The sequence below is a fragment of the Paenibacillus tarimensis genome (assembly GCF_021532315.1).
Classification (GTDB): Bacteria; Bacillota; Bacilli; order Paenibacillales; family Paenibacillaceae; genus Paenibacillus_I; species Paenibacillus_I tarimensis.
In genome coordinates this window covers 31,261-47,708 of sequence record NZ_JAKGAO010000020.1, presented here as the reverse complement: position 1 = coordinate 47,708, position 16,448 = coordinate 31,261, and the positions used below count along the sequence as shown (strand labels likewise).

Annotated in this window: 17 protein-coding genes and 1 pseudogene; 16 read left to right on the top strand and 2 right to left on the bottom strand. The window is 48.9% G+C overall.

Annotated features, from left to right (window positions below; genetic code table 11):
- The first annotated feature begins 36 nt into the window (after positions 1–36).
- The 11 genes from L1N82_RS17965 (at position 37) to cntE (ending at position 11,457) form a co-directional block, all read left to right on the top strand.
- A complete protein-coding gene (locus L1N82_RS17965) occupies positions 37–972 on the top strand; it encodes a carbohydrate ABC transporter permease (protein ID WP_235288843.1) in 936 nt (311 codons plus the stop codon).
- A 13-nt stretch (positions 973–985) separates the two neighbouring features.
- Positions 986–1,816 carry a carbohydrate ABC transporter permease gene (locus L1N82_RS17960; protein ID WP_235288842.1) on the top strand — a complete coding sequence of 277 codons (831 nt, stop codon included), beginning with the start codon at positions 986–988 and terminating at the stop codon, positions 1,814–1,816.
- 282 nt (positions 1,817–2,098) lie between these two features.
- The gene (locus tag L1N82_RS17955; protein WP_235288841.1) at positions 2,099–2,932 is read left to right on the top strand and encodes a diaminopimelate epimerase; all 834 of its coding nucleotides are present in this window, start codon (positions 2,099–2,101) and stop codon (positions 2,930–2,932) included.
- 33 nt (positions 2,933–2,965) lie between these two features.
- The gene (locus tag L1N82_RS17950; protein ID WP_235288840.1) at positions 2,966–3,760 is read left to right on the top strand and encodes a methyltransferase domain-containing protein; all 795 of its coding nucleotides are present in this window, start codon (positions 2,966–2,968) and stop codon (positions 3,758–3,760) included.
- 29 nt (positions 3,761–3,789) lie between these two features.
- The gene (locus tag L1N82_RS17945) at positions 3,790–5,106 is read left to right on the top strand and encodes an opine metallophore biosynthesis dehydrogenase (RefSeq protein ID WP_235288839.1); all 1,317 of its coding nucleotides are present in this window, start codon (positions 3,790–3,792) and stop codon (positions 5,104–5,106) included.
- A gap of 38 nt (positions 5,107–5,144) precedes the next feature.
- Positions 5,145–6,767: a staphylopine-dependent metal ABC transporter substrate-binding lipoprotein gene (cntA, locus tag L1N82_RS17940; RefSeq protein WP_235288916.1), complete on the top strand. Its 1,623-nt coding sequence runs from the start codon at positions 5,145–5,147 to the stop codon at positions 6,765–6,767.
- Positions 6,768–6,782: 15 nt separating this feature from the next.
- Entirely contained in the window at positions 6,783–7,715 is a 933-nt protein-coding gene (gene opp1B, locus L1N82_RS17935; protein ID WP_235288838.1) for a nickel/cobalt ABC transporter permease, read from the top strand.
- Positions 7,716–8,612: a staphylopine uptake ABC transporter permease subunit CntC gene (gene cntC, locus L1N82_RS17930; RefSeq protein ID WP_235288837.1), complete on the top strand. Its 897-nt coding sequence runs from the start codon at positions 7,716–7,718 to the stop codon at positions 8,610–8,612.
- A gap of 6 nt (positions 8,613–8,618) precedes the next feature.
- On the top strand, positions 8,619–9,440 hold the full coding sequence (cntD, locus tag L1N82_RS17925; protein WP_235288836.1) for a staphylopine uptake ABC transporter ATP-binding protein CntD: 822 nt from the start codon (positions 8,619–8,621) through the stop codon (positions 9,438–9,440).
- The gene (locus tag L1N82_RS17920) at positions 9,427–10,170 is read left to right on the top strand and encodes an ABC transporter ATP-binding protein (RefSeq protein ID WP_235288835.1); all 744 of its coding nucleotides are present in this window, start codon (positions 9,427–9,429) and stop codon (positions 10,168–10,170) included. The genes cntD and L1N82_RS17920 overlap by 14 nt, the downstream gene beginning before the upstream one ends.
- Positions 10,171–10,230: 60 nt before the next feature.
- Entirely contained in the window at positions 10,231–11,457 is a 1,227-nt protein-coding gene (gene cntE / locus L1N82_RS17915; protein WP_235288834.1) for a staphylopine family metallophore export MFS transporter CntE, read from the top strand.
- 61 nt (positions 11,458–11,518) lie between these two features.
- On the opposite strand, the gene pelA is transcribed toward cntE, so the two are convergent.
- Positions 11,519–12,481 carry a pectate lyase gene (gene pelA, locus L1N82_RS17910; RefSeq protein ID WP_235288833.1) on the bottom strand — a complete coding sequence of 321 codons (963 nt, stop codon included), beginning with the start codon at positions 12,479–12,481 and terminating at the stop codon, positions 11,519–11,521.
- Between the two features lie 188 nt (positions 12,482–12,669).
- On the opposite strand from pelA, the pseudogene L1N82_RS17905 reads away from it, so the two are divergent.
- Positions 12,670–13,006, top strand: a pseudogene (locus L1N82_RS17905) (IS1595 family transposase); the annotation flags it as partial.
- A gap of 333 nt (positions 13,007–13,339) precedes the next feature.
- Positions 13,340–13,519: a hypothetical protein gene (locus tag L1N82_RS17900; RefSeq protein ID WP_235288832.1), complete on the top strand. Its 180-nt coding sequence runs from the start codon at positions 13,340–13,342 to the stop codon at positions 13,517–13,519.
- 121 nt (positions 13,520–13,640) lie between these two features.
- On the opposite strand, the gene L1N82_RS17895 is transcribed toward L1N82_RS17900, so the two are convergent.
- Complete coding sequence (locus L1N82_RS17895; RefSeq protein ID WP_235288831.1) at positions 13,641–14,576, bottom strand: cation diffusion facilitator family transporter; 936 nt, start codon at positions 14,574–14,576, stop codon at positions 13,641–13,643.
- A gap of 219 nt (positions 14,577–14,795) precedes the next feature.
- On the opposite strand from L1N82_RS17895, the gene L1N82_RS17890 reads away from it, so the two are divergent.
- Genes L1N82_RS17890 through L1N82_RS17880 form a run of 3 tightly spaced genes read left to right on the top strand, consistent with a single transcriptional unit; the run spans position 14,796 to position 16,430 of the window.
- Positions 14,796–15,329 (top strand): RNA polymerase sigma factor, encoded by a 534-nt coding sequence (locus L1N82_RS17890; RefSeq protein ID WP_235288830.1) that lies wholly within the window; start codon positions 14,796–14,798, stop codon positions 15,327–15,329.
- Positions 15,298–16,242: a hypothetical protein gene (locus L1N82_RS17885; protein ID WP_235288829.1), complete on the top strand. Its 945-nt coding sequence runs from the start codon at positions 15,298–15,300 to the stop codon at positions 16,240–16,242. Before L1N82_RS17890 ends, L1N82_RS17885 begins: the two co-directional genes overlap by 32 nt.
- Positions 16,243–16,292: 50 nt before the next feature.
- A complete protein-coding gene (locus tag L1N82_RS17880) occupies positions 16,293–16,430 on the top strand; it encodes a hypothetical protein (protein ID WP_235288828.1) in 138 nt (45 codons plus the stop codon).
- Positions 16,431–16,448 lie beyond the last annotated feature (18 nt).

The following is a 16,448-nucleotide window of genomic DNA, read 5'->3' as shown; positions in this document are numbered from 1 at the left end:
CGGCCGGCGTATATGATTCGCGGAGGAGGCACCAAGATGGAACCGAGAATGGACGCAGGCACGAAGAAAACCCGCAAGCTTCGCAACTCACAGTCCTTTAAGGACCATGTGTCAGGTTATTTGTATATAGCCCCTTTCTTTATTCTGTTTGGCATATTTACACTGTTTCCGATCCTCTGGTCTGCCCAGATTTCCTTCTACTCCTGGAACATCCTGGGGAACAAAGAGTTTATCGGCTTTCAAAATTTCATCTGGCTGCTGACAGACGACCCAAGATTCTGGAAGGCAGTCGGCAATACATTCACCTTGTGGATAATCAGCACAATCCCGCAGTTGTTCTTTGCTCTTGTTCTGGCTACCGTGCTTAATCAAAGCATGCTGAAGGGAAAGGCTCTTTTCCGGACGGCTGCGCTTATTCCAAACGTTACTTCACTGGTAGCGGTGGCCGTTATTTTTGGTAGCATCTTCGGCACTCATTACGGTATTCTTAACTGGCTGCTCAGCCAGCTTGGATTCGACAAATTTAACTGGCTGGCTTCCTACTGGGGCGCTCAGTTCGCTGTCGCGCTAATGGTCACTTGGAGATGGCTCGGCTACAACGCGATTATTTATTTGGCGGCTCTGCAGAGCATCCCGAGTGATATTTATGAGGCGGCCAGAATTGATGGCGCTTCCAGAGTCCAGCAGTTTTTCAATATTACAATCCCAATGATGCGTCCGATTATCCTGTTTACGGTCATCGTATCCACGGTTGGCGGCATGCAGCTGTTCGTTGAACCAATGATATTCGCCGGAGACCAGGGTGGTTCGAAGGGACAGGTACTCACCATGGTGCTGTATCTGTATACGACCGCATTTACTAACAACCAATTCGGTTATGCTTCCGCAATTGCCTGGTTGATGTTCCTGATTATCGTGGCGTTCTCGGTCTTTAATTTCTACCTGACGCGCAAAATCAATTCGGCGGACTAGGAGGGGATACAGGATGAATAAACCGATCGGCAAAATCATATCATACAGCTTCCTAACCCTGATGCTGGTATTCTCGATCTTCCCGTTCTACTGGATGTTCGTGATCGCTTCCCGGACGACTGCCGACACCAACAAGTTTCCGCCAGCCTTCACCCCGGGCAATCAGTTCATGAGCAACATCGACAAGATGTTTAATGAATACAACATTCAGTTCTTCCGGGCCCTTGGCAATACAGCACTTCTGGCTACAACGCTGACACTCAGCGCCTTGTTCTTCTGCTCCCTGGCAGCATTCGCATTCTCCAGACTGAGCTTTAAGGGCAGATCGTTCCTGTTCATCTTCCTGCTCATGACGATGATGATTCCGGGGCAGCTTGGCATTGTGCCGCTGTACATTATTATGACAAAATTCGGCTTGATCAATGACCTCCGGGCCGTGCTGCTTCCCGGCCTCGTCAGTGTATTCGGTGTATTCTGGCTGAAGCAGTATATGGACAGCGCGGTTCACCGCGAGCTGATCGAATCGGCGAGAATGGACGGCTGCACCAATTTCCAGACCTATTATAAGATCGTGGTTCCGATTGTGAAACCAGCCATGGCGACTCTGGCTATTCTGACCTTCATGAATGTGTGGAATGACTTTCTGTGGCCGTCAATCGTGCTGAAGGACCCTTCGGTACAGACCATCCAGATTGCGATCCGCAACCTGAACAAGGTGTATTACAAGGACAACGCGGTTATTATGACCGGAACCTTCTTGGCGACGATTCCGCTGCTCGTCATGGTCTCGATCTTCATGCGGCAGTTTGTTGCGGGGATCACGCAGGGCGCTCTGAAGGGATAGTAGCTATTGGTCTAGGATAGTTTGTAGTTCCCATTGAGCACAGCTGAAAAACCCGGCCTCAAGCGGCTGGGTTTTTTGTTTTTTAATCACTGAAACTCCCTTAGCTATACAAAACTGAATTCTAAACAAATTGGAGTAATTTTTACAAAAAAAGAGTGATTTGTATTGACGCTTCCGGGAGCAGCGGATATAATCTTGTTGAAATCGTAATCGTAAACATTACAACTTAAACTCAACTAGACAATCGACTTTAAAAACAAATTGATCTAGAGGGATGTTGAGATGGCACAAGTAATCGATTTTATTAAATGCAGTCCGACCCAAAATATGACCATCCTTGTCCGGACCGATCATCCGGCTGAGGATTACACGCGGATTGCTACCCGAATCATGTCCTATGACAGTGTGTATGCGGAGCAGGTTGGATTCATTGGGAAGCCGGTGAATAAGGAGGCTGCAGCACACCTGCAGATGGCTGGAGGAGAGTTTTGCGGGAACGCTTGTATGGCACTTGCCGCCCTAATCGCATCCGAACATGTATTGGAGCCGCTGGAATGGACGGAAGTGGTATTGGAGACGTCGGGGACCGATTATCTGGTCAAGTGTCTGGTGAAGAAGAATGCCGAGCTATACGACTGTCAGGTCTCGATGCCGGTTCCGAGGCAGATTGAACTGCGGTCTATTCATTACGAGGGCAGCGAACTTGAGATTGTCATTGTTAGGTACCGGGATTTTATACATATAGTGATGGAGGCTGAGCAGTTTACCGAGTCAGAGAGAAGGCGTGCGCAATCACTCGCAAGGCTGCTCGGGGTTACATTAGGAGCGAGCTTGATAGGCATTCTGCTGTACAACCCGGCTTCGGAGGAAATGGCCCCGCTTATCTACGTTCCGTCTCTCGACAGCATGGTATGGGAGAGGGGATGCGGATCAGGTACAGCTTCGATCGGCGCCTACTTGGCCTGGAAGAGCGGCGGGACTATTGCGGCTCATATCAAACAGCCAGGCGGCACGATTCAAGTGACGGCTGATTATCCGCAAGGTCATATCGTAAACATTACTATTCAAGGGTCAGTTGCCATTGTAGCGCAGGGCAAGGCTTTCCTGCATAACTAGTCCAACCAACCAATCGGATCGGGGTGATCGCAAGTGCAAGCAACCGCAAGCGTACAGCTGCATTTAACTGATTTTCTGGATAAGTTTAAGGATCTGGCAGCGAGATATGACCACACAACGCAGCACAGCCTGGAGCTGGAGCAGCTGATCGATCAATATTCATCCTACATAACTAGCGAGAGTAACAGGGACATTTGGGGGCAGCTTGAGCAGCAGGGTTCGGAGGCGTTTGATTCTCTTGTAGAGGAATTGAGACAGCAGTCAGCCCGCTGTGTAGCCATTATGGAAAAATACCGGGCCTTGAAGCTGCTGGGCGGCCAGGTCGAGCTGGGCGATTATTTTCAGAACATTGAGGCCTGTATCGAGCATGAATTCGGAAGCTTCCAGGTGACGCCTGATTCCAATGTTTTACTGGTAGGATCGGGCTCTTTTCCTATGACACCATTATTAATTGCAAAGCGGACAGGAGCCGAGGTGATCGGAATCGATATAGACGAGGAGGCTATAGATCTCGGACGGCAGGTAGTGGACCGGTTAGGAAGCGAATTAAATATCCGGCTGGAGAGAATGTATATCGAGCAGCTCGAATGTATTCAAGACGTGACCCATATCATTTTCAGTTCAACCGTTTCAATTAAGTATGAGCTGCTCGATCAATTACACAGCTTAACCAACGAACGGGTGGTAGTAGCCATGCGTTACGGAGACCAACTAAAGTCATTGTTCAATTATCCGATGCGAGAAGTAGATGGAGGCAAGTGGAAGCTGGTTAACCAGATTCTTCGCCCGGATCAAATCTTCGATATTGCCTTGTATACGAAAGCGTAGATCATCTTTTTCAGGAAAGGGAGGTCTGTATGAGTGATTTCAAACGTGTCTTGGTACTGGGGACGGGTCCTGCTTCCATTCAGCTTGCTGTGTCCCTTAAGAATAAGCTGGGATGTGCAGTTGGAATGGCCGGGCGGGAATCGGTTCGTTCGGAACCCTTCTTCCAGGCTGTTAAGGAGAGCAGTCAGCTCATCCGGGCAGATATTCAGAACGAACAGCACAGACAGCTCGAAGGTGAATGCTTGCTGGATGAAGTGTTCCACGGGTACGGAACAATTGCTGGGGAATGGGACACCCTGATATTCTCCGTAACAACGGATGCGTATATCAGTGTCCTGCAGCAGATCAATAATCAGGTGAAGAAGCAGGTCAAATGCATCGTTCTCATTTCACCAACGTTCGGTTCCAACAGCCTGGTGAGCCATTATATGAGTGATCTTAACAGCAACGCGGAGATTATTAGCTTCTCTACCTATCTGGGAGACACGCGCTGGAAGCATGACCGGCCGTCCAACCAGGTGCTGACGACAGCAGTGAAGAGGAAGGTCTTCATCGGCTCAACACACCGTCCTTCCCAGAATATTGGCAGGCTGTGTGAGCTGTATGAGCGGCTGGGAATGACTTTGGAAGTCATGAATTCGCCGCTAGAGGCGGAGAGCCGGAATATATCGCTGTACGTACATCCGCCGCTGTTCATGAATGACTTCTCGCTGGCTGTCATATTCGGAGAGGTAGACGTGCCCAAGTACGTGTATAAGATGTTCCCGGAGGGGCCGATCACACAGCAGCTGATCCGCAGTATGCTGGCCCAGTGGAAGGAGATCACGGCGGTTACCGAGAGGCTGAATATGACGGGCGTTAACCTGCTGAAATTCATGACGGATGACAATTATCCGGTGAGACTGGAGAGTTTATCGCGGCATGACATTGAGAATTTTCCCCGTTTGGAGCCAATCCATCAGGAATACTTACTGTACATACGTTATACGTCCCTGCTAATTGACCCGTTCTCCGAACCGGATGAGCGTGGCAGGTACTTCGACTTCTCAGCCGTGCCGCTAAGACAGCTGTTTGTGAACAGGGAAGGATATCTGGATATCCCAAGAATGCCGAAGGAGGATTATTACCGGATCAAGATCATTCAGGGCATCGCCAAGTATCTGGGAACTGCTTGTCCAACCATTGATACCTTCATCGCAACTTATGAAAGCAAGCTGAGGCATGCCTCTGAAGCCCATCAGGGTGAATTACTATCCGATGCCTTCGTCATCCGCAGCTTTGAGGAAGATTTGAAGATGATATGCAGTGGAATTGTAAAATTTACAGAATCAGAAGCGTTGAATTAGCGTTTACTACAGGGGGAAGCCAAGTGAAATCGAGCAAAATGACTAATTTCTTATCCATCTGCACACTATCCGCAGTACTGGTGGCAGGCTGCAGCAGCGGCAGCACCGAAACAGGAACGACAACAGATACGGGAGCAAACTCAGGATCCAAGGAAACGAAGCAGGAGATCATCTATGCATCATCCAAGGATATTCTCGATATGAATCCGCATCTATATTCCGGCTCCATGCCGGCCCAAGGAATGGTGTACGAGTCACTGGTAGAGAATACCGCTGACGGAATCAAGCCGCTGCTGGCTGAATCGTGGGATATCTCCGAGGACGGGAAGGTGTATACCTTCCACCTGCGTGAAGGTGTCACCTTCCATGACGGCTTACCGTTTAATGCCGAAGCCGTGAAGAAGAACATGGATGCTGTCCAGAACAATAAGGAGAAGCATTCTTGGATTAAGCTGTCAACGAAAATCGTAAGCGTCAATGTGAAGGATGAATATACCGTCGAGCTCGTTCTGTCCGATACCTATTATCCTGCATTGGTAGAATTATCGATGACCAGACCCTATGTCTTCATCTCTCCAAACGATTTCAAGAACGGAGAAACCAAGGATGGCGTGAATGGCTACAGCGGTACCGGCCCTTATAAGCTGGTGGAACACAAGGTTGATCAGTATGCGACCTTTGAGGCCAATGAAAGCTACTGGGGCGGCGCGCCAAAGGTGAAGAGGATTATATCCAAGGTTCTTCCGCAGGGAGAGACGACATTCCTGGCCCTGCAAAAAGGTGAAGTGAATATGGTATTCACGGATGACCGGGGGGCTGACAGCCTGGACGTCGAAGCGATGAATACGCTGGTTGAATCCGGTGACTACCAGCTCGTAAGAAGTGAACCGATGAATACGAAGATGATTGTGGCCAACAGCAGCAGAGCGGGCAACCCTGTACAGGAAACAGCTGTCCGCGAAGCGATCTGGTACGCGATTGACCGGGAGACGATCAGCGAGCAAATATTTGAGGGTACGGAGGCTCCGGCGAATACGCTGTTCTCTTCCAATGTCAATTACGCCAATGTTGACCTCAAGGAACGCGGCTATGACGTGGAGCAGGCAGTCAAGCTGCTGGAAGAGGCAGGCTGGTCCCTGGAGAATGGCAGTGCAGTCAGAACGAAAGGCGGCAAGCCTTTAGCCATGAACCTGTATTATGATGTCAATTCATCTTCGCAGAAAGTGCAGGCGGAATTTATTCAGCATTCCCTGAAGGAGATCGGCATGGAGCTGGAGCTGACCGGCGAGGAGTCCACTTCGATTGCGAACAGGAGATCAACGGGGGATTACGATTTATTATTTAATCAGACTTGGGGGCTGGCGTACGATCCGCAGAGTACCATCTCTGCTTTCACCTCACCGTCTTCTTATCTGCATACGACAAGCGGAATTGCGAAGGCCGATGAGCTGTACAAGAAAATCGAGGATGTTATGGTTTCGACCGATGAGGAAACCCGCAAGTCGTTGTACGCCGATATCTTGACGATTGTTCATGATGAAGCTGTCTTTATCCCCTTGACGAATGGCAGTGTCACGATGGTTGCGCCTAAACAGCTGCAGGGCATCTCGTTCAAGCAAACACAATTTGAGCTGCCATTTGAACGCATGCATTTTGAATAAGTAAAGGAGATTGCTATGGGGCGCTATATCTTACGCAGGCTGCTGATATCAATCCCTTTACTGGTGGTCATTTCATTCCTGACCTTCATTCTTATTAACCTGTCTCCGCATGATCCGGCAGAGCTTGTGCTGCAGGCGCAGGAAGTCCCTGTTATTACGGAAGAGCTGCTTAGCCAGACGAGAGAAGAGCTGGGGCTGGATCAGCCTTTCATTGTTCAGTATATCGAGTGGGCGGCTTCCTGCCTGCAGCTGGATTTTGGAGATTCCTATGTAACCGGACAGCCGGTGTGGTCGATCCTCGGACCGGCTTTCCTTAATACATTAAAGCTGACACTGGTCTCTGTTGCGGTCATTATCCTGCTATCGATTGCTTTGGGTGTAATCTGTGCGCTGCAGGAGGGGAAACTGGTCGATAAATCGGTCAGAGGCTTCTCCTTCTTCTTGACCTCCATGCCGTCCTACTGGCTTGCGGCCTTGATGATCTGGTACTTCTCCGTGAAGCTGGACTTACTGCCGACAAGCGGGATGAACTCGCTAGCCAGCTATGTCCTTCCGGTTATAGTAATCGCGATCAGCTATGCGGGCATTTACTTCCGTTTCGTCCGCAGTGCGATAATCAGCAACCTGAATGAAGATTATGTCCTGTATGGCAGAGCATGCGGACTGCCTGAGAAGAAGATTACGGGAAAAATTCTGAAGAACTCGCTGCAGGTCGCAGTTTCGGTATTCTGTATGGCGGTCCCTATCATACTGGGCAGTACGGTCGTTGTTGAAAATGTCTTTGCCTGGCCGGGGCTGGGCAGCCTGAGCATCAAGTCGATCCTAAGCCGAGACTTTCCGATGATTCAGGCTTACGTACTCGTATTAGCGGTCGCCTTTGTGCTGTTCAACACCCTGTCCGACATTATCAACGCGGTGATAAATCCGAAATTAAGGAAGGATCTCTAAATGAGCATGCTGAGAAATATATGGAAAGATAAGCTGGCCGCCATTTCGTTATCCATTCTTGCCATCGTGCTGACTGCAGGGATATTCGCTCCGCTGTTTGCGCCGCATGATCCGAATGAAGTCAATATGAAGCTGCGGTATGCAGCCTCCTCATGGGAATATCTGCTCGGGAATGACCATCTGGGCAGGTGTATCCTGTCCCGATTAATATATGGCATACGTCCAAGTGTGCTGTGGGTGCTAGCTGCATTGGCAGGCTCTGTGATGCTCGGAACGGTTGTCGGCTTCCTTGCGGGCTTCTTCAGGGGAAAAGTGGATGCCGTCCTGATGCGCGTCTGTGATGTGATGCTGTCTTTCCCGGGCTACGTGATGACACTGGCGATTGTCGGCATCATGGGTGTGGGTCTTGAGAACATTCTGGCCGCCTTCATCCTGACAAAATGGGCCTGGTTCGCCCGGGTCATCCGGACGTCTGTGCTGCAGTATGCCGAATCGGAATATGTACGATTCGCCAAGGCTGCAGGTGCCGGCAGTTTCCATATCATCCGCAGGCATATCATCCCCGTAACAGCGTCTGACGTAGCTGTTGTTTCAAGCAGCTCGTTCGGCTCGATGATCCTGCAGATATCCGGCTTCTCCTTCCTCGGCCTTGGCGTTCAGGCGCCTACTGCGGAATGGGGCATGATGCTGAACGAAGCCAGAGCAGTCATGTTCTCCCGGCCGGAGCTGATGCTGGCTCCCGGATTAACCATTATTATCGTTGTATCCGCGATAAACTTCTTGTCGGATGCCCTACAAGCTGCCCTTGATCCCAAGTTAAGGACGTCAACAAGCAAGGCTGCAGAGCAAACATCTGCTGCGCCTGCGAAGCAGCTGCTAGGAAAAGAGGTGGCATAATTACGTATGAACATACTGGATGTCAAGAATCTGAAAATCTGGGATGGTTCAACCGGCCGTACGATCGTACCGGACAGCTCGTTCAAGCTCAAGCAGGGCAGCTGTCTGGCCATTGTAGGAGAAAGCGGCAGCGGCAAGTCCGTAACCTGCAGGTCGATCATGCGGCTCAATAAGGGCTCGATTCGCCAATCCGGCGATATTCTCTTCCAAGGAGAAAACTTAAGTCTTCTCTCTGAGAAAGAAATGCGCAGGAAGAGGGGAAAGAATCTGTGCATGATCCTGCAAAACGGTATGCGTGCATTCGATCCGTCCAGCAAGCTCGGTGTACACCTCAAGGAGACGCTGGATCAGCATTTCAACTGGAGCAAGCAGGCATTCACAGATCATATGGCTAAGGCGATGGAGAGCGTCAAGCTGAGCAATCCGGTTGAGCTGCTGAATAAATATCCGCACGAGCTGTCTGGCGGCATGCTGCAGCGTGTGATGATCGCCCTCGCGATTGCACTGGAGCCGGATATCATAATCGCGGATGAGCCCACGACTGCACTCGATACCATCTCACAATTTGAAGTGGTTGAGCAGTTTATTCGCCTGCGTGAAGTGATGGGCTGCTCGATGATCTTCATATCCCATGATCTGGGTGTTGTCCGGAAAATCGCCGACGATGTTCTGGTCATGAAGGATGGCGAGATTGTGGAGCGAGGAACCACCCAGGCGATCTTTACGGAAGCACAGCATGAATATACGCGGTATTTAGTCTCGTCTAAGCTTGCGCTTAGTCAACATTTTGAGAACGTTATGGGAGGAATGGCCCTTGCTGACCGCTAGCCATGTTCACAAATCCTATCGCAAGGGCGGGCTTTTCTCCAGGGAAAACCAGCAGGTGCTGTGGGATGTCAGCTTTGAATGCGGTCGTGGCGAATGTTTGGGCATCATCGGGGAGAGCGGCAGCGGAAAATCCACATTAGGCCGTCTCATTCTGGGTATCGAGAGGCCTGACAGCGGCTCCATTCGCTTCGAGGATCAGCCAGTAGAGGACCGTAAGGTGCGGCAGGGCAGCCTCAGCGCAGTCTTCCAGGATTACACCTCCTCCATTAACCCGTTCTTCACGGTGGAGGAAGCGATTATGGAGCCTCTGAAGCTGCAGCGGAAGGATCAGCAGTATGACGCATGCAAGGTCGATGTTTTGCTGCATCAGGTAGGCTTGAATCCCTCTTACCGGGCCAAATATCCGCATGAGCTGTCCGGCGGGGAGGCCCAGCGGGTATGTATTGCCAGAGCCATCTCGACGGAGCCGAAGTGTATTGTACTGGATGAGGCCATCAGCTCATTGGATGGTTCTGTCCAGATGCAGGTCCTTGAGCTGCTCAAGGAGCTAAGAGAAATCTATCAGATGAGCTATATCTTCATAACGCATGACATCCAGGCAGCTGCGTATATTTGCGACAGCCTTATTATTTTTCGCAAGGGACAGATTGAAGAGAAGATAAGGATTGAACAGCTAAAAGACGTTCAGTCGGCTTACACACGGAAACTACTGCAGATGATTATGACATAGAAGATCCAGTTATGAGGGTGAAATAGATTACAGAATAGGTTTAGAAGGAGTAGAACCGATGTGAGTGGTGCGATGTCTTGGCCTTTCCTGCGTCTCTATCTGTTAACGCTTCTGTACTTTAGTGCCAATGCTATATTGAATGTTATGATTCCCCTGCGGGGAGAGGATCTGGGAGCCAGCAACACGACAATCGGCATCATTATGGGCGCGTACCTGTTTACAACGATGTTCTTCCGGCCGTGGGCTGGCCACATGATTCATAAGCACGGGCCGATCAAGGTGCTGCGGGTTATTCTGATTCTGAATGGTTTTGCCTTGATCCTGTATACATTAACCGGCTTAGGCGGCTATCTGGCAGCCCGCAGCCTGCAGGGTGTATCAACAGCCTTCTTCTCCATGGCCCTGCAGATTGGCATCATTGACGCGCTGCCGGAGAAGGACCGTTCGCAGGGGATATCCCTGTATTCGTTATGCTCCTATATGCCGGGGATTATTGGTCCGCTGCTGGCGCTTGGCATGTGGCAGGCTGGGGATATGAGCTATTTTACCGTGTCCATGATTGCCATAGCCATATTGACGGGTCTGGTAGGCTACACTGCCAAGATGGATAAAGAAGAACTACAGCCAGCTGCGCCTGCTGCTGGACAGGGAAACGGCATGTTTAAGTCCTTCGGTCAGCTGGTAACGAACCCGCATCTGTTCAGATGTAGTGTCCTGATGCTGGCCGCTTCGCTTATATTCGGCGCGGTGACAACGTTTATCCCGCTGTACGCCGGGCAGGTATCAGGCGGCAATGCAGGCATATACCTAATGATCCAGGCTGCTGTCGTAGTCCTGGCCAGGTTTACGGTCCGGAAGAAGATACCTTCAGACGGCAGATGGCATTCCTCCTATATCATGGGGATGATGCTGATTCTGGCCATAGCCGCGCAGTGTGTCAGCTTCTCCACGAATGGCGGACCGGTCTTCTTCTATGCCGGGGCTGTCCTGATGGGTACGGCGCAAGCGCTTATCTATCCGTCGCTGACGACGTATCTGACCTTTGTGCTGCCGAAGCTGAACCGCAATGTGCTGCTCGGCTTGTTCATCGCAATGGCCGATTTGGGCGTTTCTCTTGGCGGGATCATAATGGGGCCGGTGGCTGATCTGTCCTCTTACTCATTCATGTACATGATTTGCGCGATCTTGGGCGCATGCATGGTGGCTTTCGCCTACGACAGGCGGAAATCAGGCGTTGGGAAAGATGCGGAGGAGGAGCTTGCGGTAGATTTGACAAAATCAAGCTGAATAACAGAACCCGGCGGAGCGGTTGAATGTCTTCAAGCTCCGACCGGGTTCTTATTTTATCTTATTTCACCAACGAAGACGGCCAGTTGCCATACCAGGCGTAGCCTGTTCTGCGTTCCTGATCAATATCGCTCAGCTTGTATTTCACGATACCATCCCGGCCGACAAAGATCGGCTTATTCGTGCCCAGTTCATAGAAGCGAGCCCAGATAGGGGTCGTAACGCTGGGATCGTTAACGACGGTAACGTCTGTGCTTGTTTTTACAATTCGGATGCCGGTAAGCTTAACCGCCTTAAACCATTCCTCAGCAGCTTTAATAGAAGCTGTAATCTGAGATGTGGCAGGCCTCGTCTTCAAGAACTTAACAATGCCAACACTTTCATTAGCACAGAGAGATGGTACTTCATAGATACGGGCGCCTGCAGGCTTGAGCGTTACTGAATCATGCTGCTGCCCCCATACGGTCAATTTCCCGTTCACAACAACTTGTGTTCTAAGGAAGTTGTCCACTCCTTTAGCCACCGCTGTTCTGCTTCTGCCGGCGAGCGTGCTGTCCACAAACGAGAAGTTCCCTTGGCGGTTCGCGACTTCATCCAGCAGGATCATGACATTAACCATCGCATTATCATTATACGTAATATGTTTGTGGTAGCCGGAGCTCTTGTAGATCTGCGGCCAGCCTCCGTTGCTGTACTGCATATTCAAGAGGAAGTTAATCCCTTTAATAGCGGCGGCTGAGTATCTGGTTTCCTTCGTCTTGCTGTATTCTGCGGCGAGTCTTCTAATTTCAGAATACGTTGCCTTGTTGTCAATCGTAGACTTTGCCCATTCACCGCTTGTCTTGCTGTAATCCTTTCGCCATCCGCCATCGGCATGCTGATATTTCAGAATATCCGAGATGCTTGCCGTTGTGCCAGAAGCGTCACCAGCATAAGCGGTTCCAGGGGAGAGAAGCGGCAGACCAGACACGGCCAGCATGAAAGCCATAGCGAACATAGATGCCAGATAGCTGGTTTTTCTCACTAGATCAATCTCCTTTGTTAGATAATATGTGGCACGGGTACAGCGCTGTAGTCATCACTCCTTTGCAGGGTTGGCTTAAGGGGTTAATAGCGATACCCATGAAATGGCTCACAGATTGCCGCTTTTTTATTATAGGTAGGGGGTTCCGATAATGTCAACGATAACCAGAACGAGGAGACCTCATTTTTGGGTCCGTTTACATCACCGAACGCAAGCCGCGTAAACGAGGCGGAAAAGTCAAATATTGTGGAATAGCAATGACCAAGTATGTGTACTCGTTGCCCGTGACCGTCAGAAAGTGACTTACTCAGGCGTGCTTGGGCGTGGACGTACTCAGACTACAAAATTGAATGAAGCCATTGGTGGTCATATATCGGACTCAAACGTGCTATGCACTGATTCGTGGAGAGCACCTATGCGAATTCAAAGGGCTTGGCTCATTACCGATTCAAGTCCGACGGAAAACAACGGGTAAAAGGCGTGTACCATATCCAAACCGTAAATAGTTACCACAGCCGCTTGAAGAAAAGAATATGTTGGTAAAATCGTGCCTGTTTTCTGTAACCGAAACGAATACCAAAATTAGCTCTCTGCTTATTCTTGTTAAGCTAACGGGCAAATTAATGAGAATTCCAGAACATCTCCATTGCCCATGACGTATATAATTAGAAGTTGTCGGTAGAACGGTGAAAGTGATTTACCATAAACCAGGGTGGTGGGTGGATAGTGAATATAATCAAAACGGGAGTTATTGTAATTAGCGTTATCTTAATACTCTCTGGGTGTTCCGAGTCGAAATCATCAAGAGTATCGTATATTAAAGTTGTCGAAAAGGGGATGACAGGGGAGCAATTCTGGGTGAAGGCAGTTGACCCTTACTCTAGAGAACAACGTGAATTCGAATTAACAATTGATGAAATGAATGCCTGGAATCTTATAGAAGAAGATAACGAATATTTAGCCACTTACGTGTATACATCATTAGATGATGGTGCAGAATTATTAAGTATTAAGCATCCTGCAAAAGCAAATGAGTAGATAAAATTGCTGAGCTAACGGAGACGATAGCTTAATCAACCGCCTTTTCATCAAGGCGGTTTTCTTCTGGTTAGCTATCAACATTAGAGCTTAACATAGCCTTATTTTTAAATCGTTTTCCTTAAGAGACAACCTTCAGCTGTTCCTTGCCAAAAGTGCCGTGATCGTGGAGCAGCGGGTGCTCGATCTGGATCGTAGAGTGAGCAATCCCATATTGGTCCTTGAGCAATTCACAGATGGCAAGCGTCACGCACATAGGCTGAATGTCCTGCTGGACGAACACATGCGCCGTCAGAGAATACTGGTCGGTTGCGATTGTCCAAACATGCATGTCATGAACATTGCGAACGCCTTCGACTTCTGCTATAGCCTGGCGTATCTCTTCAAGTTTGAGATGATCGGGTACCGTATCCATCAGAATGCGGTAGGATTCCTGCACAATCCGGAAGCCGCCAGCAGCGATGATACCTCCGATCACCATACTGATGAGCGGATCGAAGAGCAGCACACCAGTAAAATAGATGATAACGGCTGAAACAATTACGCCGACAGAGCTTAACAGGTCTCCGATGAAATGCCACAATGCACTCTGAACGTTAAGATTGTTTTCCTCCTTCATACTCCGGCTGAGCACGATTGTGAGCACCACATTGACCAAGAGTCCGATAGTGGCGATGCCCAGCATCAGTCCAATGTCGATTGGCTCAGGACGTATAAGGCGGTAGATCCCCTGAATGAAGATGCCGCCGGCAATGATGACGAGTGCCAGTCCGTTCAGGAAGGAAGCAATGGTCTCGAATCGCACGTAACCGAAGGTATATTTGCCGTTCGGCTTGCGGGTCGCCATATAGATTGCGGTCATGCTGAGCCCGAGGGCAAGAACATCTGAGATCATATGGGCGGAATCAGACAGCAGGGCGAGTGAATTCGATAGAAGGCCGCCTATAATTTCTACAATGGTGAAGATGAGCGTTAAAATTAAAGTTATCCAAAGCGTTTTCTTGGTCCGGGTCTGCTCCTTACGGTGGCTAATGTGGTGATAATCCTTTTCCGGCATAGAGGCGATCCCGCCTTTCATAAATTAGAATAATTATAATTTTCTTGTGATCTAACTATACGAAAGGACAAGGATATTCGGCAAGTGAACGTTATATGGATCCCGGGAGTGATAATCAGCGTCATATCGGTCAACTTTAAGTAGCCCCGAGTTTTTCTAATTTATCTGTCACAAACATTGATCCTGGACTGTCTTATATGGTTAGGAAGGGGGATGAAAATGCATGAAGACCAGGAGTCGAATTTTTTAAGCTCCATTATTCAGAGGCATCACCAGCCTATATTCAAATATTGCTACCAGATGCTAAGAAACAAGCACGATGCGGAAGACGCTGTTCAAGAAGTATTTTATAAAGTATGCCGGAACCCGGGAGCAGCCAGTACTTTAGACTCTGTATCATCCTGGCTGTATAAAGTGGCTCACAATCATTGTGTGAATGTACTCAAGAAGAAGAAACTATTACGTTTGATTCCTCTGTTTTTTGATATCAAAAGAAGTTGCGTTGATCAGGAGGAAGTGGAATCGAATATGCTGCTGAGGGATCTTCTGTCTCTGCTATCTCCACTTGATCGCTCTATTCTATTGCTGCGTTTGGTAGAGGATAAATCATTTGGTGAGATCGGACAGATCACGGGCATTAAGCCAGCTACAGTCAGGAAGAGATTTGAACGAGCTAAGGGTCAACTGAAGAAATCCTTTGGTGAAGAAGGAGAAAATGGCTATGAACCTGAATCAATTACACTCTTTCGATAAATTGCAGCAAGCACTGAAGAACGAAGTGATACCGCCAAGCGACACTAGAATTACAGAGATAAACATACGTAAGAAACTAAACAAGACCAATAGAATTAAAAGAATTACACTCCCGGCTGCTTGCATTATTTTATCTTTCTTGATGGGCACCACAGTCCTTGCATTCTCCAGTGAATGGGTTCTACATAATCAGGGCGCTAAAGTATTCACCATTACGTCATTATCTGAAGAGCAAGTGGTAAAGAGTAGAGACGCAGAAACCATTGACCGTCAATTCCGAACAGAGAAGAGACGTATTCAACAGGGGCTTGAGCCGGGGCAAGTGGCCGTATATCTTGCTGTTGAAAGCTATGAAATAGACGGGCGGTATTCTTTGCTGCAAAGGGAAGCGATATATGATAATCAGGAACAGTTGGTGACAGTATTGCCCAAGGGTTTTATCCTACCGGCTCATACACCCGACTCGCTGCAATTCAAGAAGGCCTCATTAGAGTATGCCGTGAACGATCCAGTATTAGAAGAAATACAAGAAATGTACGAAGAGGCCAAGATTAAAGGGCAGCCAACCATTTATAAAAAAGTAGATGACGGTATAACAAATGAAATCAGGATAGTTCTGCTTGAGTATGGTAAAGGTGCTGCTTCCGGGGCCCTGCAGGTTGAGATAAGGAGATCGGGCGGGATGATCTCGACTTCCGAAGCGTTAGTTAATAATGAAATCATCCCAATCCAAGGGATCGAGGCGATGTATAGTTGGGAAAACAATCAACTATTATTCGTACTTCCTGCTGATGACAAGTTCTTGGAATATCATTTAACCGGAATGAAGCCCCAGGCAGCTTGGGTATCTAAAGAGGAGCTTGTCGAGTTAGCGCATGATATAATAACGCAAAGCATGGTCACAGAACAATGATCTATCGAACCTAAGATTATTACCATAGTTAATAATTTGGAGGGCATACAATGGAGCTTCTTATAGTAATTGTCATCATAATCGGTTTAGCCGGCATTATTGGAAATCAGTACTCCATGATTAAGCGAATGGAGGGGATTGAGAAGTTACTCCGCGATATAGCGAATAAGAGGGAGGGAGGCAACTAGAGACGAGTCTTGCTTCGG

Excerpts from the sequence above, each read along its gene's own strand:
- L1N82_RS17965 (WP_235288843.1), top strand. The coding sequence starts at position 37 with ATGGAACCGAGAATGGACGCAGGCACGAAGAAAACCCGCAAGCTTCGC.
- L1N82_RS17960 (WP_235288842.1), top strand. The coding sequence starts at position 986 with ATGAATAAACCGATCGGCAAAATCATATCATACAGCTTCCTAACCCTG.
- L1N82_RS17955 (WP_235288841.1), top strand. The coding sequence starts at position 2,099 with ATGGCACAAGTAATCGATTTTATTAAATGCAGTCCGACCCAAAATATG.
- L1N82_RS17945 (WP_235288839.1), top strand. The coding sequence starts at position 3,790 with ATGAGTGATTTCAAACGTGTCTTGGTACTGGGGACGGGTCCTGCTTCC.
- cntA (WP_235288916.1), top strand. The coding sequence starts at position 5,145 with ATGACTAATTTCTTATCCATCTGCACACTATCCGCAGTACTGGTGGCA.
- opp1B (WP_235288838.1), top strand. The coding sequence starts at position 6,783 with ATGGGGCGCTATATCTTACGCAGGCTGCTGATATCAATCCCTTTACTG.
- cntC (WP_235288837.1), top strand. The coding sequence starts at position 7,716 with ATGAGCATGCTGAGAAATATATGGAAAGATAAGCTGGCCGCCATTTCG.
- cntD (WP_235288836.1), top strand. The coding sequence starts at position 8,619 with ATGAACATACTGGATGTCAAGAATCTGAAAATCTGGGATGGTTCAACC.
- L1N82_RS17895 (WP_235288831.1), bottom strand. The coding sequence starts at position 14,576 with ATGCCGGAAAAGGATTATCACCACATTAGCCACCGTAAGGAGCAGACC.
- L1N82_RS17890 (WP_235288830.1), top strand. The coding sequence starts at position 14,796 with ATGCATGAAGACCAGGAGTCGAATTTTTTAAGCTCCATTATTCAGAGG.
- L1N82_RS17885 (WP_235288829.1), top strand. The coding sequence starts at position 15,298 with ATGAACCTGAATCAATTACACTCTTTCGATAAATTGCAGCAAGCACTG.
- L1N82_RS17880 (WP_235288828.1), top strand. The coding sequence starts at position 16,293 with ATGGAGCTTCTTATAGTAATTGTCATCATAATCGGTTTAGCCGGCATT.